Raw genomic sequence first — 25,413 nt, 5'->3', positions numbered from 1 at the left:
GGTCTTGTCGCTCACTGGGCTGCCTCCGCGTTGCGCGCCAGACGACGGGTCACGGCGTTGTCCGTGGCGCCGGTGATGGCCGCGATGATCTCTTCGTTGGTGGTGTCCTTGACCGGGAAGGCACCGTTGTTCCTGCCGAGGCGCAGCACGTGAACGGTGTCGCAGACCGCCATGACGTCGGCCATGTTGTGGCTGATCAGGATGACGCCGAGGTTGCGCTCGCGCAGCCGCTCGACGAGGTCCAGGACCTGCGCGGTCTGCTCGACACCGAGGGCGGCCGTGGGCTCGTCGAGGATGACGACCTTGGGGTCGCCGATCAGCGCGCGGGCGATGGCGACGACCTGCCGCTGGCCACCGGAGAGGCTCGCGATCGGGATCCGGACGCTGGGAATCCGGATGGACAGTGTGTTCAGAAGTTCGCGGGAGCGCTGTTCCATCGTGACCTCGTCGAGGCTGCCGAAGCGCAGCAGTTCCCGGCCGAGGTAGAGGTTGCCGACGACGTCGAGGTTGTCGCAGAGCGCGAGGTCCTGGTAGACGGTCGCGATACCGAGCTGCTGGGCGTCCTGCGGGCGGTTGATGTGCACCGGCCGCCCTTCCCACTCGATGACGCCCTCGTCCACGGGGTGCACACCCGCGATGGTCTTGACCAGGGTCGACTTTCCGGCGCCGTTGTCGCCCACCAGGGCGACCACTTCTCCGGGGTGAACCTCCAGGTCGACGTCGGTGAGGGCCTGGACCGCACCGAATCGCTTGGAGACTCCGCGCAACGCCAGCACGGGCGTAGCGGACACGTGAACCATCTCCTTCGCCGCCTGACCGGCGGGGATGCCGCGTGCTGTGTCGAACAGCCGCGGAGGGAGTGCGCAATGCACGGGTTACAAGATTACAAAGTGAACGGAGAAGGGGTAGACCCCCGTTCACGGAAAGCTGCGTCCGCAAGCGTTTCCGTCCGGTGCCCGCCCCGTTAGCGGGGTGTTTTGTGCGGGTCGGGCACCGGACAGGTTCACGGGGACGGTTCAGGCCGTGGAAGCGGCCGGGACCGTGCGGACCGGATGTGCCGTCGGGTCAGCTGATGCCGGCCGCGGTGCACTTGGCGGCGAAGTCCGCGGTGCAGATCTGGGCGGCGGTGTACAGGCCGTCCTTGATGACCGTGTCCTTGATGTTGGCCGTGGTGACCGAGGTCGCGGGCAGGAGCTTGGCGGGCACCTCGGTGCCGCTCAGCTGCTTGGCGGTGGTGTCCGCGACGGACTTGAAGTCCTTGCCCTGGAGCAGGTCGACCGCGATCTCGGCAGCGGCGTCCGCCTCCGGCTGGTAGGCCTTGTAGATCGTGGCGGTCTGGGTGCCCGCCAGGATCCGCTGCAGGCCGTCGAGCTCGGCGTCCTGACCGGTCAGCGGCGGGTTGATGCCGGCGCCCTTGAGGGCGGTGGCGACACCGCCGGCCATGCCGTCGTTCGCGGAGTAGACGCCCGCGATCTTGTCCTTGCCGATCAGCTGGATGGCGGCGGTCATCTTCTGGTTGGCGATGTCGCCCTTCCACAGACCCGACTGCTCGTAGGCGATCTTCACCTTGCCGTCGAGGATCTTGTGGGCGCCGGCCTTGAACATGGCGGCGTTCGGGTCGGCGGGGTCACCGTCGATCATGACAACGTTGGCAGACGGCGTCGCCTTTGAACCCATCGCGTCGAGCAGCGCCTGGCCCTGCAGCTCGCCGATCTTCTCGTTGTCGTAGGAGACGTACGCGTCGATCGGGCCCTCGGCGAGGCGGTCGTAGGCGACGATCTTGATGCCCTTGTCCTTCGCCGCCTGGATCGACGACTTGATGCCCTTGGAGTCCTGCGCGTCCACGATGAGGACCTTGACGCCCTTGGCGATCATGGTGCTGACCTGCTGGGCCTGCTTGGCCGGGTCGGCCGCGGCGTTCGCGTACTCGACCGAACAGTCCGGGCACAGCTCGTTGATCTTCTTGGTGATCAGCGGGCGGTCGAACTTCTCGTAGCGCGTGGTCGCGTTCTCCGGGAGCAGCAGGCCGATCGACTTGGCCGCGCTGCCGTTGGAGGACGACGACGCCTTGTCGGAGCCCTTGTCGTCACTGCCGCCGGCCTTGCCGCACGCCGCCATGCCGAAGGCGAGCGAAACGGCCGCCGTGCCGATGACGATCCGACGCGTCATTGCGTTCATCTGAGGTTGCCTCCCTGACAGGGCCGCAACACCGCGGCCGAGGTGGACGTGAGTCAACTCCGGCTGACGGCCTGTCGTCAAGAAGTAAACACTTAACGAGATGGCAACGGCGCGTTTCGTTAGCAGCGTGAACGCTCAGTTATGCCGAAAAGGCCGGTGTGTCGACCGGGTGGTTGCCGTCCAGCAGGGTGGAATCGCCCATTTCGCTCAAAACCAGGGCAAGTGCCCCCAGAACCTCCGCTCGCGCCCCCAGCGCGCCCGGCACCACGGACAGCCGCTGGGCGGCACTGGGGATAGCGTAACGGGACACCGATTCCCTTATCGGGCCGAGCACCAGCTCGCCGGCCTCCGCCAGGTCGCCGCCGAGGACCACCCGGGAGGGGTTCAGCAGGTTGCACAGGCTCGCCACGCCCATCCCGATGTGCCGCCCGACGTCGCCGGTCACCCGGCGGCAGCCGGGGTCGCCCTCGCGCGCCAGCTGCACCATCCGCGGGATGGTCAGGCCCTCCCCGTGGCTGCCGCGCAGCAGCTCCAGGACGTAGCGGGCCGCGGTGAAGGTCTCCAGGCAGCCGCGGTTGCCGCAGCGGCAGACCGGGCCGGACTCGTCCAGCGTGATGTGACCGATCTCGCCCGCCGTGCCGCCGGGGCCGCGGTAGATCCGGCCGTCGATCACCAGCCCGGCGCCGACACCGCTGGCCACCTTGATGTACGCGAGATCCTTGACCCCGCGGCCGCCGCCCCAGACCAGCTCGCCGAGCGCGCCGAGGTTGGCGTCGTTGTCGACCTGCACCGGGACGCCGAGCCGGTCGGTCATCTCCTGGCGCGGGTTGATGCCGCTCCAGCCCGGCAGGATCGCGGTCGAGCCCAGCGCGCCGGTCTCCACGTCGATCGGGCCGGGCACGCCGAGGCCGACGCCGAGCACCTTGCCGGGGCTGATCCCGGTGGACTCCACCAGCCGCGCGACCAGCTGCTCCGCCCGGTCGAAGCCCTGCGAGGCGGAGGCGTCCACGTCGATCGGCTCGGACTGCTCGGCCAGCACCTGGTGCGCCAGGTTGCCGACCGCGACCCGCAGGTGCGAGTGGCCGAAGTCGACACCGACGACGATGCCCGCGTCACCGGACAGCGCCACGCTGCGGGCCCGCCGACCTCCCGAGGAGGTCGGCGTGACCTGCACCGTCCCGTTGTCCCGCAGCTCGCGTACGATGTTGGACACGGTCGCGGCGGACAGGCCCGTGCTCCGGGCGATCTCGGCCTGGGTGAGCGATCCGGCCAGCCGTACCGCGCGCACGACACGCTCCAGGTTGGCCCGGTGCAGCGACGACTGCGAACCCGGTGTGTCCACGACATCCACTCCTGCCCGGCAGGCGGCCCGTGTCCGCTTGCCCGCACGGGACGGGGCCGGCTGGTGCGGCCGACTGGACCCTGACGGCCCCTTGACGGCAGCAGCACACCAGTTGGACCCCGTCGTCTACAACATGTGAACTCTAAGTTGAGTGTTTGCGGTGATGTCCCGTCAAGGGGGAGAGCCACACCGTTATGGGAATCCCCCGCCGCACGGGCGGTCGGGAACGCCGAGCGGCGGCCCCGTCGAAGGACGGGGCCGCCGGTCCGGCAGCCGTTTTCCGGGTCCGCTACTTGAGCGCCCCCGCCGTGAGTCCGGCCTGCACCTGACGCTGGAAGACCACGTAGACGGCCAGCACCGGGAGCATGGCGATCGACAGGCCGGCGAAGAGTCCGCCCCAGTCGCCCTGGTAGCCCTGCTGCACGGCCAGGTCCGCCAGACCCTGGGTGAGCACCCATTTGTCGGTGTTGCCCTGGTTCAGCACCAGCGGGAGCAGGTACTGGTTCCACTGCCCGAGGACGTTGAAGATCCCGATGCTGATGATGCCGGGCTTGGCCATCGGCACCATGATCTGGAAGAACGTCCGGGTGTGCGACGCGCCGTCCACCAGCGCCGCCTCCGCCACCGAGGTGGGCAGGGTGCGGAAGAAGGAGGTCATGAAGAAGACCGTGAAGGGCAGCGAGTACGCGATGTAGACCAGGATCAGGCCCGGCAGGGTGTTGATGATGTGCAGGTTGGTCGTCACGAAGAACAGCGGCACCAGCACCATCACGACCGGGAAGGCCATACCGGCGACGAAGATGAAGTAGATCAGCCGGTTGAACGGGAACTCGAAGCGCGCCAGCACGTAGGCGGCCATCGAGCCGAAGAGCATCGTGCCGGCGGTCGAGAAGCCGACCACGATGATCGTGTTGATGAAGTACCGGCCCATGTGGGCCTTGGTCCAGGCGTGCGACCAGTTGTCGAAGTGGAAGTGGGTCGGGAAGGACAGCGGGTGGCTGAGGATGTCGCCGGAGCTCTTGAAGGAGCTCCACAGCGCCCACAGCAGCGGCAGGCCGACCATGAGGCCCCACACCAGCAGGAAGATGTGGCTGAAGGCGTTGAGCACGCCGCCCTCGCTGTAGCGCCACTTCCAGCGGGACGCGGAGGTGGTGGGCGAGCCCGGTTTGCGGGGTGCCGACTCCGGGAGCTCGTCGATCGTCTCGGTGGTCATCGCGGAACCCCTAGAACTCGATGCGCTCGCGGCGCGACAGCCGCAGCGTCAGTACGGCGAACAGCAGTGTGACGATCAGCATGGCGACACCCATGGCTGCCGCCAGGCCGTATTGGCTGTTGTCCCGGAAGGCGGTCTTGTACAGCAGCAGCGGCACCACGTCGGTCTTCTCGTCGGGACCGCCGTAGTTGACCGACATCAGCTGGACGAAGGCGAAGGCGTCCATGGCGATGATGCCCATGTACACCCATCCGGTGGCCACCGTGTCCGCCAGCAGCGGCAGCGTGACCTTGAAGAAGGTGACGAAGCGGCTCGCCCCGTCCAGCAGCGAGGCCTCGTAGATCTCGGTCGGGATGGAGGCCATGCCCGCCGAGAAGAGCACCACGTAGAAGCCCACGTTCGCCCACACCATCACGGCCATGATGCAGCCGAGGGCCAGGTGCGGGTCGCCGAGCCAGGACTGGGTCAGCGAGCCGAGGCCGAGGTTCGACAGCAGGGCGTTGAGCACGCCCTCGTCCGGGTCGGGGTTGTAGATCTGCTGCCACAGGATGGCGATCACGGTGACCGACAGCACCTGCGGGAAGAAGAAGATGATCTTGTATGCGCCCGAGCCCCGGACGCCGGTGACCGACGCGCCTCTGCGCCGGCCACCGACGTTGAGCATGAAAGCGAAGAACAGACCGAGTGCCAGCGTCACGACCGGCACGATCAGCAGCAGCAGCACGTTGTGCCACAGCGACTGCCAGAAGAGGTGGTTGTGAATGATCTTCCGGTAGTTCTCGAACCCGATGTAGTGCTTGTCGGGTGTGAGTCCGGTCCAGTCCGTCATGGAGATCTGGAAGTCCTGGACGAATGGCGAGATCACGAAGACCCCGTACAGCGCTACAGGAATCGCCAGAAATCCGATGATGAACCGGTACTTGCCGTGTCGCATGTCGCCGGTCGCTCTCGTCTCAGCCGTTAGGGGGAATGCGGATCAGACGTGCTTGAACTTCGGCACGGACGAGTCCTTCTTGGTGTCGTCGCAGGCCTTCTGGGCCTGCTCGATCCACTGCGCCGACTTGATCTGCCCGGTCAGCAGCTTGGCGGTCAGGTTGCCCAGCGTCTCGTTGTTGAGTTTCTTGTACCAGTCCTGGATACGCGCGTTGAGCACATTCGGCCCGGCGGCCTTCAGCGCCGCGCTCGCCGACGCCAGACCCGGGGTGAGGGTCAGACCCTCGGACGAGCCGGAGACACAGGTGAGCGACTTGATGGTGTTGGTGAAGTTGTCCGTCTGCTGCTTCGACAGCATGATGCGGAGCAGCTCCATACCGCCGGTCGGGTTCTTGCCGTTGGCAGCGACGATGAAGGGCTCACCGGCGGCCGCGTAGACGGTGCCGAAGGGCAGCTTGTCGCTCGGGCCGCCGCCGACCAGCGGGCCTACCGCGAGGTCGAAGTCCTTGGGCATGGTCGGGGCGGCCTCGTTCTCCACCCACGAGCCGTCGGCCACCAGGGCGGCCTTGTACTTCGTCCAGTCGGTCTGCATCTGGATGTGGGTCTTGCCCTCGGAGCCCGTGAGGAACAGCTTCTTGGCCGCCAGCTCCTCGTAGTACTCGATGACCTGCTTGACCGCGTCGACCTGGAGGGCGCCGTCCTCCAGGTCGTCGATGGCGTTCAGGATCTCCTTGCCGCCGACCTTGCCGAACTGGTGGAACATGTCGAAGTGCACGTAGTACGGGTACTTGCCCGGGTACGTGAACAGCGCGATGCCCTTGGTCTTGGCCTTGGCGCCGAGCGCGATGGCCTCGTCGAAGGTCTGCGGGTACGTCCAGCCGTTCTCCTTGAACAGCTTGTTGCTGTACCAGCTGCCGTAGACGGTGAAGGCGTAGTTCAGCGCGTACATCTGCTGCGAGCCGAACTGGCCCTGCTCGACCGTGCCGGCGATCAGGACGTCGCGGACCTTCTTCGACGGGTCGTCGATGGTCGGGGCGTCCAGCAGCGGGGTGAGGTCGAGGAGCTTGTTCTCCTTGGCCAGGGCCGCGGTGTCGAGGTTGTCGGCGCCGGAGTTGTCCATGAAGTCCGGCGGGGTGTTGTTGGCGAAGCGCGGCTGCAGCTTCGGGCCGATGCCCTGCGTGCCGGTGTGCTTCACCGTGGTGCCGTAGGTCTTGTTGTACTGCGCCTCGGCGGCCTTGATGTAGTCGTCGCCGAAACCGCCCTTGAAGACGAACGCCTCAAGCGGCGCGCCGTTCTTGACACCGAGCGGATTGGCGGCCGACTTCGTGCCGGCCGGGGCCGGCTTCTTCTTGTCGGAGTCCCCGCCACTGGACGTGGCGCACGCCGTCAGCACCGACGCCGACGGAATGGCCACCACGCCGATCGCCATCGCCCGCTTGATTGCATCGCGCCGGTTGATCTCGGATCCCATGCTCAAGTCCTCGCCTTCTCCAGGACTCATGCGGTGCAGCGACACCCGCCGACGACCGCGAACGTTGAAGCTTGAGTGAAACCGTGCATCCAGTGAGGCAGGGACGCTATCCGAACGCCGGCTGCGCCGGCTTGCCGATTCCCCCGCCCGAACCCGCTCAGAAGCTGGTTCCTTGGACGCCGACAGGTATAGTCCACTTCTCTCCAGCAGGGCAAGATCAAGTGCGTGTTTGGTCGGCAAGCTTTCCCGAGTTGAGACCTGTCCGAAATGTGGGACGACAAAACCGCAGGTCAGAGCGTTGCCGATCAGCCGATGGCGGACGATCGGCGGATTGGCCCGCGCAAAACGGACGGACCGCGTCCCCCGTCGAGGGGAACGCGGTCCGTGTTACTCGCGAGTTACAACTGCCGTGGAGGCACTGTCCTACTGACGGATCAGCGACCGCAGGACGTACTGCATGATGCCGCCGTTGCGGTAATAGTCCGCTTCGCCCGGCGTGTCGATGCGGACCACCGCGTCGAACTCCACGCCGGTGTCCGTGGTGACCTTCACGGTGCGCGGGGTGCTGCCGTCGTTGAGCGCGGTGACGCCCGTGACGGAGTACGTCTCCTCACCCGTCAGGCCCAGCGTCAGGGCGCTCTCGCCCTCCGGGAACTGGAGCGGCAGCACGCCCATGCCGATCAGGTTGGAGCGGTGGATGCGCTCGTAGGACTCCGCGACGACGGCCTTGACGCCGAGCAGCGCGGTACCCTTGGCCGCCCAGTCGCGCGACGAGCCCGAGCCGTACTCCTTGCCCGCCAGGACGACCAGCGGGATGCCCTGGTCGATGTAGTTGCGCGAGGCGTCGTAGATGAACGCCACGGGTGCGTCCGGCTGGGTGAAGTCGCGCGTGAAGCCGCCCTCGGTGCCGGGGGCGATCTGGTTGCGCAGCCGGATGTTGGCGAAGGTGCCGCGGATCATGACCTCGTGGTTGCCGCGGCGCGAGCCGTAGCTGTTGAAGTCGCGGCGCTGCACGCCGTGCTCGGTGAGGTACTGGCCCGCCGGCGTGTCGGCCTTGATGGCACCGGCCGGGGAGATGTGGTCGGTGGTGACCGAGTCGCCGAGCTTGGCCAGCACCCGGGCGCCGGAGATGTCGGTGACGGGCGCCGGGTCCATCGTCATGCCCTCGAAGTACGGGGGCTTGCGGACGTAGGTGGACTCCGCGTCCCACTCGAAGGTGTTGCCGGTCGGCACCGGCAGCGCCTGCCACTGGGCGTCGCCCGCGAAGACGTCGCTGTAGGAGGTGCGGAACATGTCCTCGCCGATCGCGGACGCCACGACGTCGTTGACCTCGGACTCCGACGGCCAGATGTCGGCCAGGTGGACCGCCTTGCCGTCCTGGTCGGTGCCCAGCGCGTCGCGGGTGATGTCCAGCTTCATCGAGCCGGCGATGGCGTACGCGACGACCAGCGGCGGGGACGCCAGGTAGTTCATCTTGACGTCCGGGTTGATCCGGCCCTCGAAGTTGCGGTTGCCCGACAGCACCGAGGTGACCGCGAGGTCGGCCTCGTTGACCGCCTTGGAGACCTCCTCCGGCAGCGGGCCGGAGTTGCCGATGCAGGTCGTGCAGCCGTAGCCCACGAGGTTGAAGCCGAGCTTGTCCAGGTACGGCGTCAGGCCGGCCTTGTCGAAGTAGTCGGTGACCACCTTCGAGCCGGGGGCCAGCGTGGTCTTGACCCACGGCTTGCGGGTCAGGCCCCGCTCGACCGCCTTCTTGGCCACCAGCGCGGCGGCGACCATGACGTACGGGTTGGAGGTGTTGGTGCACGAGGTGATGGCGGCGACCGTCACCGCGCCGTGGTCGAGTTCATAGGTCGAACCGTCCTCGGCCGTGACCAGGGTCGGCTTCGACGGCACACCGTTGCCGGAGGGCGCCGGGGAGTCGGAGGCCGGGAAGGACTCCTTGCCCGCCTCCTGGTCGTCGGTGACGTAGTTGCGCACGTCCACGGCGAACTGCTCGGCGGCCTTCGCCAGCACGATGCGGTCCTGCGGGCGCTTGGGGCCGGCGATGGACGGCACCACCGTCGACAGGTCCAGCTCCAGCTTCTCGGAGTAGTCCGGCTCGGCGGCCGGGTCCAGCCACAGGCCCTGCTCCTTGGCGTAGGCCTCGACGAGCGCGACCTGCTGCTCGGAGCGGCCGGTCAGCCGCAGGTAGCTCACCGTCTCGGCGTCGATCGGGAAGATCGCGGCGGTCGAGCCGAACTCCGGCGACATGTTGCCGATGGTGGCGCGGTTGGCGAGCGAGGTCGCGGCGACGCCCTCGCCGTAGAACTCCACGAACTTGCCGACGACGCCGTGCTTGCGGAGCATCTCGGTGATGGTCAGGACCAGGTCGGTCGCGGTGGTGCCGGTGGGCAGCTCGCCGGTGAGCTTGAAGCCGACGACGCGCGGGATGAGCATGGAGACCGGCTGGCCCAGCATCGCGGCCTCGGCCTCGATGCCGCCGACACCCCAGCCCAGCACGCCCAGGCCGTTGACCATCGTGGTGTGCGAGTCGGTGCCGACCAGCGTGTCGGGGTACGCCTGGCCGCCGCGCACCATGACGGTACGGGCCAGGTGCTCGATGTTCACCTGGTGAACGATGCCGGTGCCGGGCGGGACGACCTTGAACTCGTCGAAGGCGGTCTGGCCCCAGCGCAGGAACTGGTAGCGCTCCTTGTTGCGGCCGTACTCCAGCTCCACGTTCTGCGCGAAGGAGTCGGGGGTGCCGAAGCGGTCGGCGATGACCGAGTGGTCGATGACCAGCTCGGCGGGCGCGAGCGGGTTGATGCGGGCCGGGTCGCCGCCCAGCTCCCTGACCGCCTCGCGCATGGTGGCGAGGTCCACCACGCAGGGCACGCCCGTGAAGTCCTGCATGATCACGCGGGCCGGTGTGAACTGGATCTCCTGGCTGGGCTGCGCCTGCGAGTCCCAGCCGCCGACCGCGCGGATGTGGTCGGCGGTGATGTTCGCGCCGTCCTCCGTGCGGAGCAGGTTCTCCAGCAGCACCTTGAGGCTGTAGGGCAGCCGGGCGGAGCCCTCGACCTTGTCCAGCCGGAAGATCTCGTACGACTCGTCGCCCACCTGCAGCGTGCTGCGGGCGTCGAAGCTGTTCGCCGACACGGCAGTCTCCTTCATGCGTCGTGTTGCGTGCGTGCGCGCGTGTCCCCGCGACCGTCTGCACCACGGTCCCGGTACGGCTCGGCAGATATCTCGATGTCGAGATAACTCTAGTACATGACCGCCGGACGGTCATGTGGGGGCACCGGTGTCGCCGCGCGATCACGCCCAATGGCGGCGCCCCGGCCGGGCGCCGCCGTTGTCGCCAAGAGCCGCGCTCAGGTCTGCTCCAGGAGCCGCGCGGCCTGCGCCGGCCCGGTGGAGAGGACACCGGGAGCGAGGGGGCCGGGGACGAGGGGGCCGGGGGCGAGCCACTCCAGGTACTCCCGGCGCGGGATGCCGCGGGCGCCGAGCCGGACCGTGTAGTCCGTCCGCACCTGCGCGTCCAGCAGCCGGATTCCCCCTTCTGCCGACCGGCGGGCGAGGTCGGCGATGGCTGCCTTGGCGGCGTCCGGCTCGGTGTGGAAGGCGGAGGACATCACGAAGACCTGCCCGACGGCGAGCCCGAACAGGCCGCCCACCAGCCGGCTCCCGTTCCAGACCTCGACACTCCTGACCCATCCGGCGCGGTGCAGCGCGCGCAGGCAGTCGGTCAGTTCCGGGGTGATCCACTGGGGGCTGCGCGCGGCCCGGCACGCGTCGAGCACGGCGTCGAGGTCGCGGTCGACGGTCGTGGTCCACCCGCTCGCGCGGATCGCCCGGCGCAGTGTGCGTCCCAGGTGGACCTCGCCGACCGGCAGGACGTACCGGGTGGTGGGCGACCACCACAGACGGGCGTACGGGTCGGACGCGGACGGCAGCAGCGGGATGTCGCCGGCCTCTACGTCGGGGCCGTAGGTGGCCGCGTTGTGCGCGATGTCGGCGGGCTCGCACCGCGGGAGGCAGAACACCCCGCGCAGGTGCGCCGCGAGCAGCAGGTCCGGGGTCAAGTCGCCGCCGATCGCGACGGGCACACCGATGCCGTCGCCGAGGGTGACGTGGTCCCACGCCGCGGGGACCGCGGCCGGGAGGGTGTCGGGGAACGTCGTCACGGTGGTCGGCCTCTCCTTATACGCGGGCGGCCGCGGCGCGGCCGGCGGCGGTGCCGACCCTCTCGGCGACGGCCTGCTGGAAATCGGTGAAGCGGGGGTGGTCGAAGATGGTCCGGATGGGGATCGCGGCGGCGAACCGCTCCCGGACGGCGACGATCAGCTCGGTGGCCATGAGGGAGTCGCCGCCGAGGGCGAAGAAGCTGTCGTCGGGGGCGACCGTGTCGATCCTCAGGGTCCGGGTCCAGTGCCCGCGCAGCAGCGCGGCCAGGTCCTGGCCCGGCTCCGGCGCGGCCGGGTCCCCGTCCGCGCCCGGCTCCGGCGCGGCCGGTCCGGCCAGCGGCGGGTGGCTCGCCGTCAGGGTCTGGACGTCCGCCTTGCCGGCGATGTTCATCGGCACGGCGGGCACGGCACGCATCCGCGGCAGCATGTGCGCGGGCAGGCTCTCGGCGAGGCGGGCACGGATCCGGTCGAGGGAGCCGGCCGGGTCGGCGCGGGTGGCCGGGGTGAGCAGCACCCAGGCCGCGAGCGTGCCCTGTCCCCCGTCCTTCACCAGGGCCACGGCCGCGTTGCCCACGCCGGGGCAGGAACGCAGAGCGGCCTCGATCTCGCCCAGCTCGACGCGGTAGCCGTTGACGGAGACCTGGCTGTCGAACCGGCCCAGGAACTCCACCTGCCCGGCGGCGTCGAAGCGCCCCCGGTCCCCGGTCCGGTAGGCCCGCACGGGCGCGGCGCGGCCGGGCAGCCGCAGGTCGGTGAAACGGGCCTGCTCCGCCGGTCCGGCGTTGAGGTAGCCGCGGGCCAGCTGCGCGCCGGTCACCCAGATCTCACCGACCTGCCCGTCGGGGACGGGGCGCAGCCCCTCGTCGAGGATGACGATGCCGTTACCGGGCAGCGCGGTGCCGATGACGGGCTCGGGGTGTTCGGCGACGACGGCGCCGGTGCAGTAGATGGTGGTCTCGGTCGGCCCGTAGTAGTTGTGGGCCCGGGTGCCGGGCAGGGCGCGCAGCTGCTTCCACAGCTCCGCGTCGGTCGGCTCGCTGCCGAGGACCAGCACCCGCACACCGGCCAGCGCGGTCGGCCCCGCGGCCAGCAGCAGGGCCCGGATCTGGGTGGGCGTGCCGTCGAGCAGGTCGATCCGGCGGTGGACGAGCAGCTCCGCGAGGCGTTCGGGGTCGCGGCGGGTGTCCTCGTCGACGACCACCAGGGTCCGGCCGCGGGTCAGGTTGACGAAGTCCGCGAAGAACGGGTCGGCGCTGGTGCCGCCGTTGAGGGCCACCCGCTCCACGTCCGGGGCGGCGTCCCGGTAGAGGGCCTTCTCCATGCTGTCCGCCAGCGCCGCGAGGGCGTGGTGCTCGACCAGTACGCCCTTGGGCCGGCCGGTGGTGCCGGAGGTGTAGATCACGTAGGCGAGGTCGTCCGGGCGGGTGGCGACCTGGGGGCGCGGCGCGGCCTGCGCGGTCTGCACGGTCTGCGTGTCGGGCGTGGGCAGCAGGACACGGATCCCGGCGGGGAAGTGCGCGGCCAGCTCGGGGGTGGTGACGGCCAGCTCGGTCCGGCTGTCGCGCAGCATGTGCTCGCGCCGGCGCGGCGGGGCGACGGGGTCCGTCATCAGGCAGGCGGCGCCCGCGAACCAGACCGCGAGGATCGCCACGACGAGGTCCGGCGTCCGGGGGAGGCAGAGCGCGACGGTGCCTTCCCTGACCGCGCCCGCCGCACGCAGCCGGCCGGCCAGCTCACCCGCCCGGGTGACGAGTTCGCGGTAGGTCAGCTGCGTGTCGCCGTACACCACGGCGACACGCTCGGGGTGGAGGGCGGCCCGGGCGAGGATGCCCTGCGGCACCAGCCGGGTGTCGGGCCCGTCGCTCCCGGCGGGCGGGACGGGGCCGAGTCCGGGGGCTTCCAGAAGACTGCGCATGGCTCTTCGTTCCTTACTGTGAAGTGCGGGTGCGGGTGCGGGTGCGGTACGGGCTCCGGGCCGCGAGTGGCTGGCCCGGATCGGCTCAGCAGTGGATGGCGTCCAGCCGCCGGGCGGCGGGCGTCAGGGCGGCGCAGGCGCACAGGGCCAGGAGCAGCACGCCGCCGCCGAGCAGGACGGCGGGGGCGCCCACCCGGCGGGCCAGGATCCCCGCCAGCAGGTAGCCCAGCGGCAGCAGCGAGTAGGAGAGGGTCATGTTGACGCTGTAGACGCGGGAGAGCAGGTGCTCGGGGACCAGCTTCTGCAGCAGGGTGTTCTCGATGATGTCGAAGGACAGGCCCGCGCCGACGAGCACGACGGCGGCGAACAGGACGGCCCGGTGTCCGCCCAGGACGCCCATGAGGGCGGTTCCCGCGCCGATCGCCGCGGCGAGTCCGAACAGCGCGGCCCGCGCCCTGATCCGGCGGGCACGGCCGATGGCCAGCGACGCCAGCAGGACCGTCCCGATCTCGGCCGCGCTCAACAGGCCCAGGGTGCCCACCCCGCCGTGCGCGCGGCGCACCAGCGCGGGCAGCAGCACGGTGTAGGGGGCCAGGCACGCGATGTTGGCGGCCAGCGAGACCGCGACGACCACGCCGATCCAGGGGTTCGCCCGTGTGTGGCGCAGCCCCTCGGCCAGTTCGCGGCGGACGCCGCCGGACGGCTGCGCGGCCCTGCGGGGGACGGGTTCGAGGACGGCCATGGCGACGGCGGAGAAGGCGAAGGACGCGGCGTTCAGGCCGAGGACGAGGCTCGCGCCACCCGCGCCGAAGGCGACAGCGGCCAGCAGCGGTCCGGCCAGCCGGGCGAGGTTGCCGGTGGCGGTGAAGACGGAGTTGGCCTTGCGGAACTCCTCGTCGTCGAGCACGTCGCGGTTCATCGCGGCGTAGGCGGGACCGTAGAAGGCGGTGACGGTGCCCAGCAGCACCGCGGCGGCGAGCATCAGCGGCAGCGTGAGGCGGTCGGCCGCGGCCAGCAGCGCGAGGGCGCAGACGACGGCCGCGGCCACCGAGTCGGCGGCGACGATGACGGTGCGGCGCGGAAGCCGGTCGGCCACGGCGCCCCCGACCAGGGCGAAGACCACCTGGGGCAGGAAGTTCAGGGCCATCAGGGTGCCCATGGCCGCGGTGGATCCGGTCAGCCGGTAGACCGTCCAGCCGAGGGCGACCTGGTAGGCGCCGTCGCCGACCCGGGAGACGGTCTGCCCGAGCCAGAAGGTCACGAACCGCCGCTGCGCGAACAGCGCACGTCCACCGGGTGCGGCGGTGGTCGCGGGGAGCGGAGGCGCCGCGTCCAGGGTGCCGCTCATCGCTCGCCCCTCCTGCCGGGACGGGGCCGTGGCCCGGCGGGCGGGCGGGGCGGGGTCACGACCCGTCCTGCGAGAGGAGCCGGCGCATCGCGGACAGGTAGGCGGGGCTCTGCATGATCTGGACGCTGGACACACCGTCCACTGCCGTCACGGTGCTGCGGGGCGCGACGTCGTGCCACCGGACCTCCGGGTCGTGCGCGTTCTCCCGGGCGATGAACACGTTGACGGGGAGGTCGAGGGTGCCCAGCCGGCACCGCCGGTTGGCGTACATGCCCGCTGCCCAGACGAGCTGGCGCCAGAAGAAGTCCTCGCGCGGCGTCGCGTCGTCGATCCAGTGCCCGGCGCGCATCCGGTCCATGACGTGGTCGAGGTCCGCGGCCAGGTCGTCGACGCCGAACTGCCGCCGCAGCGCCGCGAGCCGCATGTCGTAGACGTCGCAGAGCCCGAGCAGCGGGCCGGACGCCAGGGCGCCGCGGGCCGCGTTGACGAGGTTCAGCGGACCGACCCGCTCCCCCGCCGCGACCAGCCGGACCGCGACCTCGTACGCCGTCTGGCAGCCGCCGCACATGCCGCCCAGCAGGTAGGGCCCGCGCGGCTGGATGCGGCGGATCTCCCGCACGCAGGCGTCCGCGGCGTCCGCCACCGACAAGAACGGCTCCTCGCGGCTCCACAGCCCCCTCGCCTCGAACCCGAGGACCGGGTGCCCGTTGCCGAAGGAAGGGGCGAAGTCGCGGACGAAGACGATGTTTCCCTCGGTCCACGGAAAGAGAAAGAGCGGTGTCCCCTTTCCCGGTGACAGTTCGACGGGCGATCCGGCGGAAAGGGCGGTGCGGCGGGGGCGGCGGGATTCCCACAGCGACGTGAAATCGGATTCGGCGGTCGCGGTGCCGGGCGCTGTGGCGTGCATGGTGCTCATCTGGCAGATGCCTCCTGGAATATGACGCGGTGGGTGGGACCGGTGCGGAACCGGCCGGCGGCGGGGGCGGTACGCGAGGCCGGCGGACCGGCGGCGGATCATCCGCCCCAGGTCACGTCGTCGGTCGAGACCGGCACGTCCGACTGCCTGGCGGTCGCGGAAACCGTCGCGGCGGCGGGTGCGGCAAGGGAAACGGCAATCGGAGCACCGGCGAAGAAAATTCCGACGACAGCGCAGATCGCGGCGCGGGAGAGCAGCATGAGGCACACCTTTCGGCAGGGAGGAATCCGTGGTCGATGCGCCGCTGCGATTTCGGTGAACCGAATTCTGGTGACGGTCCGGGCGGCGCCGAAGACATTGACTACGGTCGCCGACCGCCCGGTCATGGGGAAGGGATTCCTGCTGTCCTAATCGGGCCCTGACATATCCTGTCCATCAGGACCGGGGGAAAGCTGCTGGTCGTAGAACTGCGGGACGAGCCGGACACCGCAGCGCCCCACCGTGAACCCGGTGGGCTCGGGCAGGGCGGCCAGCGCGCGCCGGCACGCGGTGGCGGCGAGCCGCTCGGCCGCCGCCACGCTGGGAGCCAGCACGAACAGGCCCAGCACCGGGCCGGTCACGGCGTCAGGGTGAACCGCCACGTGCTCGATGGGCTCGTCCGGACCGCAGAGGCGGAGGACCAGCCCCGCCACCCCGGGGGGCAGCAGGGCGTGTCCCGTCCGGTGGAGCTCGACGTGAACGAGATGCATGAGCCCGAGCATCGGCGCGCCCGAAAGCCCCCACAAGCAACTGCGGTGGACTAAATAGGTCATTGCACAAAGAGGCCTGGATAAGAAGCTTCGGTGACCATAGTGTCGGTAACCACAACTTCCCCTGCGCGAAGGAGAAACGGTGCTGGAGACCCTGGGGCTCTCACCAATGGCGGAGAAGGTGTACCGGGAGATGCTGGGCCACCCCTCGGAAGGAGTTGCCCAGCTGGCACTGCGACTCGACGCCACCGAGGAGGCCATCCGTGACAGTCTCGACCAGCTCAGCGCACTGGCCATCGTGCAGCCCTCCGAGCACCAGCAAAACGGGCTGCGGGCCGTCACCCCCGAAGCGGCCATGGAGATGCTGCTGGCCCGGCAGCAGGCCGAGCTCGCCGCCCAGCAGTTACGCGTGGAGGCCTCCCGGGCCGCCGCGGCACGCCTCATCGCCGAATGCTCCGGCACCCGCCGGCGCACCGCGGACGACGAGGAACTCATCGGTCCCGAGGCCATTCAGGAACGCCTCGCCCAGCTCGCCCGCCGGACACAGAGCCAGGTCATGACCTTCGCCCCGGGCGGCGCGCACACCGCCGCCGACCTGGCGGCCAGCCGGGGGCCCAACACGGAGCTGCTGACCCGCGGCATCACCAGCCGCACGATCTACCTCGACAGCGTCCGCAACGACCGCGCCACCCTCGGCCACGTCAACTGGCTCAACCAGCACGGCGCCGCCGTGCGCACCGCGGTGTCGCTCCCGGTCCGCATGATCATCTTCGATCGCGCGCAGGCCGTCCTGCCCACCCACACCGCGGACGCCCGCACGGGGGCGGTGATCCTCACCGGCCAGGGCACCATCGCCGCGCTGTGCGCGCTGTTCGAAACGGCCTGGGAGACCGCGACCCCGCTGGGCGCGACCGCCCCCGCCGCCGTCCGGGACCTGACCGCCCAGCAGGGCGAGATGCTCAAGCTCCTCGCCACCGGCCTGACGGACGAGGCCATCGCCAAGCGCTTCGGCATCTCGCCGCGCACCGCGCGGCGCATCGCGGCCGAGCTCATGGACCGCCTGGAAGCCCGCAGCCGTTTCCAGGCGGGCGTCCACGCGGTGCGGCGCGGCCTGATCCCCGACAGCACGTGACCCGCGCCCGCCCCGCGACCCGGACCGTATCCGGCGTACATCCGTCCCGCGTCCGGCCCGGAACGGAAGAGCACGGGGAATCGCCGATTCCGGCGCACCCGGGGGAGGTTCCGCTTCCGAACGGAATCCCAGCCACCGCTCCGCGGGGGTGTCGATTCGGCCCGGACGGCCCTGCCGGGGCTTTGCCCCCGCGCCCCCAGAAGAATACGAAGAAGCTTCGGAACCCATATGGTCCCAACAGCATGGAAAGTGGTGTCCGGTGATATCGCAGTACACGTCCGGTCCTGTGGCGGCACGGCTCTCCGGATCCACGGCCCTCTCCGCCCCCGGGGTGGCGGACGGTGCCGGGATGTGGCAGCTGGCCCGGGAGACCCGGGTCCTCGACCTCAACTCGCCCTACAGCTACCTGCTCTGGTGCCGTGACTTCGCGGCCACCTCGGTGGTCGCCAGGGGCCCGGACGGCGGGCTGCGGGGCTTCGTCACCGGGTACGTCCGCCCCGACCGGCCCGGCACCCTCGTCGTGTGGCAGGTGGCGGTCGGCCCGTCCCACCGGCGGCAGGGCCTGGCGTCCCTCATGCTGGACGAGCTGGCCGACCGGGTCGCGGCGCGGGGCGTCCGGCGGGTCGAGACCACCGTCACCCCCGGCAACGCGGCCTCCGACCGGCTCTTCGCCGCTTTCGCCGAGCGCCGCGGCGGCGCCCTGGAGCGGCAGGTGCTCTTCGCCCCGGACGCCTTCCCCGACGACCGGCCGCACGAGGCCGAGGTCCTGTACAGCATCGGGCCGTTCGCCCCCGAACCCACGAGGAGCACGCCGGTGGCCCTCCCCGCCCCGACCGGTCCGGACACCGACGTCTTCACCGCCCTGGAGTCGGAGGTGCGCAGCTACTGCCGCGGCTGGCCCACGGTGTTCGACCACGCCCGCGGGAGCCGGATCACGGACGAGACCGGCACCTCCTACCTGGACTTCTTCTCCGGCGCCGGCGCCCTGAACTACGGACACAACAACCCCGTCCTCAAGCGCGCGCTGCTGGACTACCTGGAGCGGGACGGGATCACCCACGGCCTGGACATGAGCACGCGCGCCAAACGGGAGTTCCTGGAGACCTTCCGCGACCTGGTGCTGGCGCCGCGCGGGATGGATCACAAGGTGATGTTCCCGGGACCGACCGGCACCAACGCCGTCGAGGCCGCGCTGAAGCTCGCCAGGAAGGTGAAGAGGCGCGAGGTCGTGGTCTCCTTCACCAACGCCTTCCACGGCATGTCGCTGGGCGCCCTCGCCGTGACCGGCAACTCCTTCAAGCGCGCCGGGGCCGGCACCCCGCTCGCGCACAGCACCCCCATGCCGTTCGACCACTACCTCGACGGGCAGGTGCCGGACTTCCTGTGGTTCGAGCGCCTGCTCCGCGACAGCGGCTCGGGCCTCGGCCACCCGGCAGCCGTGATCGTCGAGACGGTCCAGGGCGAGGGCGGGGTCAACGTGGCGCGGGCCGAGTGGCTGCGGGGGCTGGCCGCGCTGTGCGCACGGCACGACATGCTGCTGATCGTCGACGACATCCAGATGGGCTGCGGCAGGACGGGCGGCTTCTTCTCCTTCGAGGAGGCCGGCATCACCCCGGACATCGTCACCCTGTCCAAGTCCGTCGGGGGCTACGGACTGCCCATGTCCCTCGTCCTCATGCGGCCGGAGCTCGACGTGTGGCAGCCCGGGGAGCACAACGGCACTTTCCGGGGCAACAACCCGGCGTTCGTGACGGCGACGGCCGCCCTGCGCGCGTACTGGTCGGACGGCGCGCTGCGGCAGCGGACCCACGACAACGGGGAGACCGTCCGCGGTGCGCTGGAGGAGATCTGCGCCCGGCACCCGGGCTCCCGCCACCGGGGCCGCGGCCTGGTCTGGGGGCTGGAGTTCGAGGACCCCTCCAGAGCCGCGAAGGTCTGCGCCCGGGCCTTCGAGCTGGGTCTGCTGGTGGAGACCTCGGGCCCGGAGAGCGAGGTGGTCAAGCTGATGCCCGCGCTCACCGTGCACCGGGACGAACTCGCCGAGGGGCTGGAACTGCTGGCCCGGGCCGTGGACGAGACACCCTGACGCGCCCGCGCCCGCGCCCGCGCCCGCACCCGCACCCGCGGCCGTACGGCCCGGCCGCACCCGCACCGACCGCCGGCGCGTACCGGCGGACACCACCCGTACCAGCTGACACCAGAGGAGACTTCACCGTGATCGTCCGATCCCTGAGCGACATCGAGGGCACCGACCGGGACGTGCTCGCCGAGAGCGGCACCTGGCGGAGCAAGCGGCTCGTGCTGGCCAAGGAGGCAGTGGGCTTCTCCGTCCACGAGACGGTGATGTACGCGGGCACCGAGACCACCATGTGGTACGCCCATCACATAGAGGCGGTCTTCTGCGTCGAGGGCGAGGGCGAGCTGACCGACGACGAGACGGGTGTCAGCTACCCGATAGCGCCGGGCACCCTCTACCTGCTCGACGGCCACGAGAGGCACACCGTCCGCCCGACGACGGACCTGCGCTTCGTCTGCGTCTTCAACCCGCCCGTCACGGGCCGCGAGGTCCACGACGCGGACGGCGTCTACCCCCTGCTGACGGCCGCCGAGGGAGCGTGATCCGGTGGTGACGACCAGCGCCGCCGCCCGCGGCGCCTACCCGACACGCGGGGCCGACGAGAGGGTGACACCGCGGCAGGACCCGGTCGTGTGGTCCGCGCCGCAATCCCCGGGGCCGTTCGGCGCCGCGGACCTGCGGGTCTACGAGCGCGACGGCTTCCTGTCCTGCGACGCGCTGATCTCCCCCGACGAGGTGGCGGCCTGCCGCGCCGAGCTGGACCGGATGTGCGGCGACCCGGTGGCCGCCGCGGATCCGCGCGCGATCGTCGAGCGCGCGTCGGGGCGGATCCGCTCGCTGTTCGAGATTCACCGGACGAGCGAGGTCTTCGCCGCGCTGGTGCGCGATCCGCGGCTCGCCGACCGGGCGCGGCAGATCCTCGGCTCGGACGTCTACGTCCACCAGAGCCGGATCAACCTCAAGCCCGGCTTCGGGGCGTCCGGGTTCTACTGGCACTCCGACTTCGAGACCTGGCACGCCGAGGACGGGATGCCGCGGATGCGCGCGGTGTCGGTGTCCGTCGCGCTGACCGACAACCTCGCCACCAACGGCAGTCTGATGATCATGCCCGGCTCGCACCGGACGTTCCTCGGCTGCGCCGGTGCCACCCCGCGCGACAACTACAAGCGCTCGCTGCAGATGCAGGAGGCCGGGACGCCCTCCCCCGGGGCGCTGACGCGGCTCGCCGCCGAGCACGGCATCGAGATGTTCACCGGCGCGGCGGGCTCCGCGGTCTGGTTCGACTGCAACTGCATGCACGGCTCGGGGGACAACATCACCCCCTTCCCCCGGAGCAACGTCTTCATCGTCTACAACAGCGTCGAGAACGCCGCCCAGGAGCCCTTCGCCGCTCCGGTCCGGCGCCCGGAGTACATCGGGGCACGGGACTTCACGCCCGTGCCCCGCCCGGGGCGGGCGGCCGCCGCTCCGCCGGGCGGCCCGGCGGACCGGGACACCTCGTCACCCGGGTGGCCGTAGCCGGACGCCGTCCGGCGTGGACCCGGCGGGACGGGGAAGGCGGACCGGGACCGCGGGATTCCCCGGCGTGAGTACGGCGCGAGCACGGCGTGACCCCGCGCGTGGCCCCTGACCGGCCCGTCTGTGACGGCTGGTGCGGCGGTTGCGCGTGGGGGCCGCGTGGATACGGTGAGTGCGTCGGCACCAGCGGACACGCCACATGCGTATGGGGCACGCCACGAATGGCGGAACCGGCGTTGCTTCATCTCATATATGAGATAGGGTCACTGTCATGACCGACGACTACCTGGTACGTATCGGCAGGCTCATCCGGGACGCCCGGCAGCACCGGAACTGGACGCAGACGCAGCTGGCGGAGGCCCTCGGCACCAGCCAGAGCGCGGTGAACCGGATCGAGCGGGGCAACCAGAACATCAGCCTTGAGATGATCGCCAGAATCGGCGAGGCGCTGGACAGCGAGATCGTGTCCCTCGGCTACGCCGGCCCGATGCACCTGCGCGTGGTCGGCGGCCGCCGGCTGTCCGGCTCCATCGACGTGAAGACCAGCAAGAACGCCGGTGTGGCCCTGCTGTGCGCCACCCTGCTCAACGCCGGCCGCACCACGCTGCGCCGGGTCGCCCGGATCGAGGAGGTCTACCGCATCCTCGAAGTGCTCGGCAGCATCGGCGTGAAGGCCCGCTGGATCAACGACGGCAACGACCTGGAGATCGTGCCGCCCGCGACCCTCGACCTCGCCGCGATCGACACCGAGGCCGCCCGCCGTACGCGCAGCGTCATCATGTTCCTCGGCCCGCTGCTGCACCGCACCGACCGCTTCCGCATCCCGTACGCGGGCGGCTGCGACCTCGGCACCCGTACCGTCCAGCCGCACATGAACGCGCTGCGGCACTTCGGCCTCGACATCACCGCGACCGACGGCTCCTACCACGCCGAGGTGGCCGGCGGGATCACCCCGCACCGCCCGATCGTACTGACCGAGCGCGGCGACACCGTGACCGAGAACGCGCTGATGGCCGCCGCCCGGCACGACGGCGTCACCGTCATCCGCAACGCCAGCTCCAACTACATGGTCCAGGACCTGTGCTTCTTCCTGGAGGAGCTGGGCGTCCGGGTCGAGGGCATCGGCACCACCACGCTCACCGTGCACGGCGTCTCCCACATCGACCGCGACGTCGACTACGCCCCCTCCGAGGACCCGGTCGAGGCGATGAGCCTGCTCGCCGCGGCCGTCGTCACCGAGTCCGAGCTGACGATCCGCCGGGTGCCGATCGAGTTCCTGGAGATCGAGCTGGCCGTGCTGGAGGAGATGGGCCTGGACTTCGAGCTGGCCCCGGAGTACCGCGCGGACAACGGCCGCACCCGGCTGACCGACCTCACCGCGCGCCCCTCCAAGCTGCGCTCGCCGATCGACAAGATCCACCCCATGCCCTTCCCCGGGCTGAACATCGACAACGTGCCCTTCTTCGCGGCCATCGCCGCGACCGCGCAGGGCTCGACCCTCATCCACGACTGGGTCTACGACAACCGCGCGATCTACCTCACCGAGCTGACCCGCCTCGGCGCGTCCGTGAAACTCCTCGACCCGCACCGCATCATGGTCGAGGGCCCGACCCGCTGGCGCGCCGCCGAGATGATGTGCCCGCCCGCGCTGCGCCCCGCCGTCGTCGTGCTGCTCGCGATGATGGCCGCCGAGGGCACCTCGGTGCTGCGCAACGTCTACGTGATCAACCGCGGTTACGAGGACCTGGCCGAGCGCCTCAACTCGATCGGCGCGCAGATCGAGATCTTCCGCGACATCTGACCCCCGGACTCCGCCGCACCCCGTCTGACCTGCTACTTGGCGAGTCGGACAGGGTGCGGCGGCATCTCTGGGATTTCTCTGGGACTTTGGGCCGGCGGCGGTTACGACCTACGCTTCGCGGCCTGTGCCGACCGGCTACGTCCTCGCGAAGATCGCGTCGATGGCCGCGCTGCCCCGTGCGCCGGCGCGAGGCAGGAAGTGGGAGTACTTCCGCAGTGTGAACCCGGGGTCGGAGTGCCCCAGCCAAGGGCAGCGTGACCGGTACCGGCGCGAAACGCTCCGCGTGCTGCCGGACGGCACGGGCCACGCTTGACGGCAGCGGCACGTCCCGGACCTTGCGGCCCTTGGGAAGCGCGAAACAGAGCTTGGCTCGCACCATCTTGACGTGCCGCCGGACGTGGACGACTTCCTAGGTGAAGTCGACGTCCTCCCGGGCGAGCCCGAGCGCCTCTCCTTGCCGGAGCCCAAGGCCCGCGCCGAGTACAGGACGCTTCTTCAGCGGATGGTTCTGGCCCGGTCCGGACCGCTCGACCGCGGCGGCCTTCCTGACAGCTCCGCCTGCGTGGGCGCCACGCCGCCCACCTCGGCGGGCCTGCTCGTCGTTCCCGTGCCCGATACACGTCCGCGGCCTGCTCTTCGGACGCTGAACCGCTCGCCGCCGACGAGGGGCCGCTCGCGCCGGGCCGTTCCGGACGACGCTCTCGACGGTCGGCCCGCACTCCCCCGACCCGGGAAGGCGCACATGAGCGACAGCGGCGCCCGGCACCGCCTCGGCGACGGCAGCGGCAGCGGCAGCGGCAGCGGCAGCGGCAGCGGCAGCGGCGGGGAGGACGCGTCGGCGGCGGTGCTCTTCGACGTGGACGGGACGCTGATGGACACCGTCCACCTGCACACCGTCCGCTGGTGGGAAGCCCTGCGCCAAGCGGGCCACCGAGGAGGAGAAGTCCTCGTCGCGACGGCCGCTCACTACGCTGCCCGACCGGCCGGGCGGCGCTGTCAGGGAGCGCCGCTCCACGGCTCGACCCGAGACGACGGCTCTCCGGGCCGCGTGGCGCCGAGGCCGTCCTCCGAGACCCGGTGCACCAGGTCGATCTTCGTGTAGGCGGGCCTTCCTGCCAGCCGGTACTTGTACTTGACGCGGTTGAGGTAGTCCTTGGCCGTGTTCGGGGTGACACCGGCGCGGCGTGCCGCGGACTTGAGGGTCATTCCGGAGGCGTAGTCCAGCAGGATCTGCAGCTCCTTGGGGGTCAGCCGCGGTCTGGTGGGTCCGCCGCCCTCCGGAGCGCGCCCGTCGCCGGCCCCGGTGATCCGGCCGAGCCACCAGGGCAGTACGGCGGCGGAGAAGTCGTTGCTGTAGACGGCCGGACGGCGGCCGCAGTGGTAGACGTCGTCCCGGACGGCGCCGTGGACCTGGAAGCCGAGGCTGCGCACCAAACCCTGGTATTCGGCGTCCGCGGTGGAGATGACCAGCTGCCCGTCGCCGAGGGCGGCCTGCCGCAGGATGTGGCGCAGCAGCTGGGCGCGAACGGCCCGGTCGGGGCAGTGCGCGGCGCCGAGGAAGAGACCGCCGCCGGCCACGGCCGCGCTGTGCTGCTGGAGCAGCGGCTCCATGCCTTCCGCCGTCCGCTCGTCGATCGGCATGAGGTTGGCGAGGCCGATCGCCCGCCCGTGCCGGTCGTAGGCGATGTGGAAGGCGGAGATGTCGTCGCCGGCCCAGCGCTCGGTCAGGTGGTCGCAGCGACGCGCGTCGAATCCGCCGTCCAGCGCCCACTGGCGCACAGCCGTCCGATGTCGCCGGCGTCTGCGTCGGCGGCGGTACGGAAGCGCACCGTGCTCGGCGCGGCAGGGAAGAGGTTCCGCCGGACCAGCGGGGCGGCCCCGAGGAAGAGCCCCTGCTCGGTGAGGACGGCGCGTTCCGCGCGGTCACGGGCCCGGGCCAGCAGGGTGAGGCGGTGGTCGCGGGCGCGGACCCGTACGCTCTCGTGCGCTTCCGGCCGCCGCCACTGGTAGGCCAGTTCGAACACGGTCCGGTAGGGCTCGGTGATCTGGAGCCCGAGCGCGCCCCGGCCGACGACGCTGAGCGAGGCGAGCGAGGCGAAGTGGTCGGGGCCGCCGGGCAGGAGCCGCTCGTCGCCGGACCCCACGGTCGCGAGCAGCCGCAGGGCGTGGCGCCACTGCCTGCCGGGCAGCTCCCGGCCGAGCCGCTCCAGGATCTCCTCGGCCACCTGGTCGGCGATCGCGCCGGCAGCGTCCGGCGGCGCACCGGCGTCCAGGACGCGGCAGGCCACGTCGGCGATCAGCGGGATGCCGCCGGCGAGCCGGAGCACCAGGGAGTGACCGTCCGGGTCCGCCACGGCGGCGGCCCGCGCGGCGATCCGCTCCTCCGGCGCGGGCGCCAAGGTCACGGTGGCGGCATGCGTCCACCGCGGATCGGACAGGAGCGGCCTGCGGCTGACCACGACCACGGACGGCAGCCTTCCAGCGCAGCGGTCGAGTTCGCGGCGCAGGGCGTCCCGCCGCGACCGGCCGTCGGCGCTGTCCACCACCACCGGCCGCCCGGCGGGTGCGGCCAGCGCCCGCCGCAGGAGGACCAACCCGTCGGGCTGGTCGAGGTCCACCCGCACCGGACCTTCGAGACCGGCCACGAGCGT

Annotated in this window: 20 protein-coding genes and 1 pseudogene; 6 read left to right on the top strand and 15 right to left on the bottom strand. The window is 70.8% G+C overall.

Translation table 11 applies throughout. The features are described 5' to 3' along the window. Positions 1-11 precede the first annotated feature (11 nt). The 13 genes from ACH4PY_RS09670 to ACH4PY_RS09610 all read right to left on the bottom strand — a co-directional run bounded on the left by ACH4PY_RS09670 (position 12) and on the right by ACH4PY_RS09610 (position 16,234). Positions 12-800, bottom strand: coding sequence for an ATP-binding cassette domain-containing protein (locus tag ACH4PY_RS09670; protein WP_398178157.1), 789 nt, complete (start codon positions 798-800; stop codon positions 12-14). A gap of 265 nt (positions 801-1,065) precedes the next feature. Next, entirely contained in the window at positions 1,066-2,178 is a 1,113-nt protein-coding gene (locus tag ACH4PY_RS09665; RefSeq protein ID WP_398178153.1) for a sugar ABC transporter substrate-binding protein, read from the bottom strand. A gap of 139 nt (positions 2,179-2,317) precedes the next feature. Then, positions 2,318-3,520, bottom strand: a complete 1,203-nt coding sequence (locus ACH4PY_RS09660; RefSeq protein ID WP_398178150.1) for an ROK family protein — start codon at positions 3,518-3,520, stop codon at positions 2,318-2,320. 289 nt (positions 3,521-3,809) lie between these two features. After that, the gene (locus ACH4PY_RS09655) at positions 3,810-4,733 is read right to left on the bottom strand and encodes a carbohydrate ABC transporter permease (protein WP_398178147.1); all 924 of its coding nucleotides are present in this window, start codon (positions 4,731-4,733) and stop codon (positions 3,810-3,812) included. A gap of 10 nt (positions 4,734-4,743) precedes the next feature. Then, positions 4,744-5,667, bottom strand: coding sequence for a carbohydrate ABC transporter permease (locus ACH4PY_RS09650; RefSeq protein WP_398178144.1), 924 nt, complete (start codon positions 5,665-5,667; stop codon positions 4,744-4,746). A 42-nt stretch (positions 5,668-5,709) separates the two neighbouring features. Further along, positions 5,710-7,137 carry an N-acetylglucosamine/diacetylchitobiose ABC transporter substrate-binding protein gene (gene ngcE, locus ACH4PY_RS09645; RefSeq protein WP_398178141.1) on the bottom strand — a complete coding sequence of 476 codons (1,428 nt, stop codon included), beginning with the start codon at positions 7,135-7,137 and terminating at the stop codon, positions 5,710-5,712. A 423-nt stretch (positions 7,138-7,560) separates the two neighbouring features. Further along, the gene (gene acnA / locus ACH4PY_RS09640) at positions 7,561-10,278 is read right to left on the bottom strand and encodes an aconitate hydratase AcnA (RefSeq protein ID WP_398178138.1); all 2,718 of its coding nucleotides are present in this window, start codon (positions 10,276-10,278) and stop codon (positions 7,561-7,563) included. 215 nt (positions 10,279-10,493) lie between these two features. Further along, the gene (locus tag ACH4PY_RS09635) at positions 10,494-11,306 is read right to left on the bottom strand and encodes a leucyl/phenylalanyl-tRNA--protein transferase (RefSeq protein WP_398178135.1); all 813 of its coding nucleotides are present in this window, start codon (positions 11,304-11,306) and stop codon (positions 10,494-10,496) included. 16 nt (positions 11,307-11,322) lie between these two features. Then, positions 11,323-13,221: a non-ribosomal peptide synthetase gene (locus tag ACH4PY_RS09630; protein ID WP_398178132.1), complete on the bottom strand. Its 1,899-nt coding sequence runs from the start codon at positions 13,219-13,221 to the stop codon at positions 11,323-11,325. An 85-nt stretch (positions 13,222-13,306) separates the two neighbouring features. Next, complete coding sequence (locus tag ACH4PY_RS09625; RefSeq protein WP_398178129.1) at positions 13,307-14,569, bottom strand: MFS transporter; 1,263 nt, start codon at positions 14,567-14,569, stop codon at positions 13,307-13,309. 55 nt (positions 14,570-14,624) lie between these two features. After that, a complete protein-coding gene (locus ACH4PY_RS09620; protein ID WP_398178126.1) occupies positions 14,625-15,485 on the bottom strand; it encodes a thioesterase domain-containing protein in 861 nt (286 codons plus the stop codon). Between the two features lie 98 nt (positions 15,486-15,583). After that, positions 15,584-15,745 (bottom strand): hypothetical protein, encoded by a 162-nt coding sequence (locus ACH4PY_RS09615; protein ID WP_398178123.1) that lies wholly within the window; start codon positions 15,743-15,745, stop codon positions 15,584-15,586. A 147-nt stretch (positions 15,746-15,892) separates the two neighbouring features. Beyond that, the gene (locus ACH4PY_RS09610; protein ID WP_398178121.1) at positions 15,893-16,234 is read right to left on the bottom strand and encodes a hypothetical protein; all 342 of its coding nucleotides are present in this window, start codon (positions 16,232-16,234) and stop codon (positions 15,893-15,895) included. Positions 16,235-16,376: 142 nt separating this feature from the next. On the opposite strand from ACH4PY_RS09610, the gene ACH4PY_RS09605 reads away from it, so the two are divergent. The 6 genes and pseudogenes from ACH4PY_RS09605 (at position 16,377) to ACH4PY_RS09580 (ending at position 22,762) form a co-directional block, all read left to right on the top strand. Then, positions 16,377-17,366, top strand: a complete 990-nt coding sequence (locus ACH4PY_RS09605) for a LuxR C-terminal-related transcriptional regulator (protein ID WP_398178118.1) — start codon at positions 16,377-16,379, stop codon at positions 17,364-17,366. A 148-nt stretch (positions 17,367-17,514) separates the two neighbouring features. Next, a pseudogene (gene ectA / locus ACH4PY_RS09600) lies at positions 17,515-18,141 on the top strand (diaminobutyrate acetyltransferase); the annotation flags it as partial. A 39-nt stretch (positions 18,142-18,180) separates the two neighbouring features. After that, positions 18,181-19,452, top strand: coding sequence for a diaminobutyrate--2-oxoglutarate transaminase (ectB, locus tag ACH4PY_RS09595; RefSeq protein WP_398179281.1), 1,272 nt, complete (start codon positions 18,181-18,183; stop codon positions 19,450-19,452). Positions 19,453-19,580: 128 nt separating this feature from the next. Next, positions 19,581-19,985, top strand: coding sequence for an ectoine synthase (locus tag ACH4PY_RS09590; protein ID WP_398178115.1), 405 nt, complete (start codon positions 19,581-19,583; stop codon positions 19,983-19,985). A 7-nt stretch (positions 19,986-19,992) separates the two neighbouring features. Beyond that, positions 19,993-20,961, top strand: coding sequence for an ectoine hydroxylase (gene thpD, locus ACH4PY_RS09585; protein WP_398179278.1), 969 nt, complete (start codon positions 19,993-19,995; stop codon positions 20,959-20,961). A gap of 271 nt (positions 20,962-21,232) precedes the next feature. Next, positions 21,233-22,762, top strand: a complete 1,530-nt coding sequence (locus ACH4PY_RS09580) for a UDP-N-acetylglucosamine 1-carboxyvinyltransferase (protein ID WP_031512888.1) — start codon at positions 21,233-21,235, stop codon at positions 22,760-22,762. Between the two features lie 996 nt (positions 22,763-23,758). Here ACH4PY_RS09580 and ACH4PY_RS09575 read toward each other — a convergent pair. Next, positions 23,759-24,541, bottom strand: coding sequence for a helix-turn-helix transcriptional regulator (locus tag ACH4PY_RS09575; protein WP_398178112.1), 783 nt, complete (start codon positions 24,539-24,541; stop codon positions 23,759-23,761). After that, complete coding sequence (locus ACH4PY_RS09570; protein WP_398178109.1) at positions 24,487-25,407, bottom strand: hypothetical protein; 921 nt, start codon at positions 25,405-25,407, stop codon at positions 24,487-24,489. Before ACH4PY_RS09570 ends, ACH4PY_RS09575 begins: the two co-directional genes overlap by 55 nt. Positions 25,408-25,413 lie beyond the last annotated feature (6 nt).

It is taken from the genome of Streptomyces sp. NPDC021224 (assembly GCF_044332905.1).
In the GTDB taxonomy this organism is placed as follows: Bacteria; Actinomycetota; Actinomycetes; order Streptomycetales; family Streptomycetaceae; genus Actinacidiphila.
This window is presented reverse-complemented; position numbering and strand designations above follow the sequence as displayed.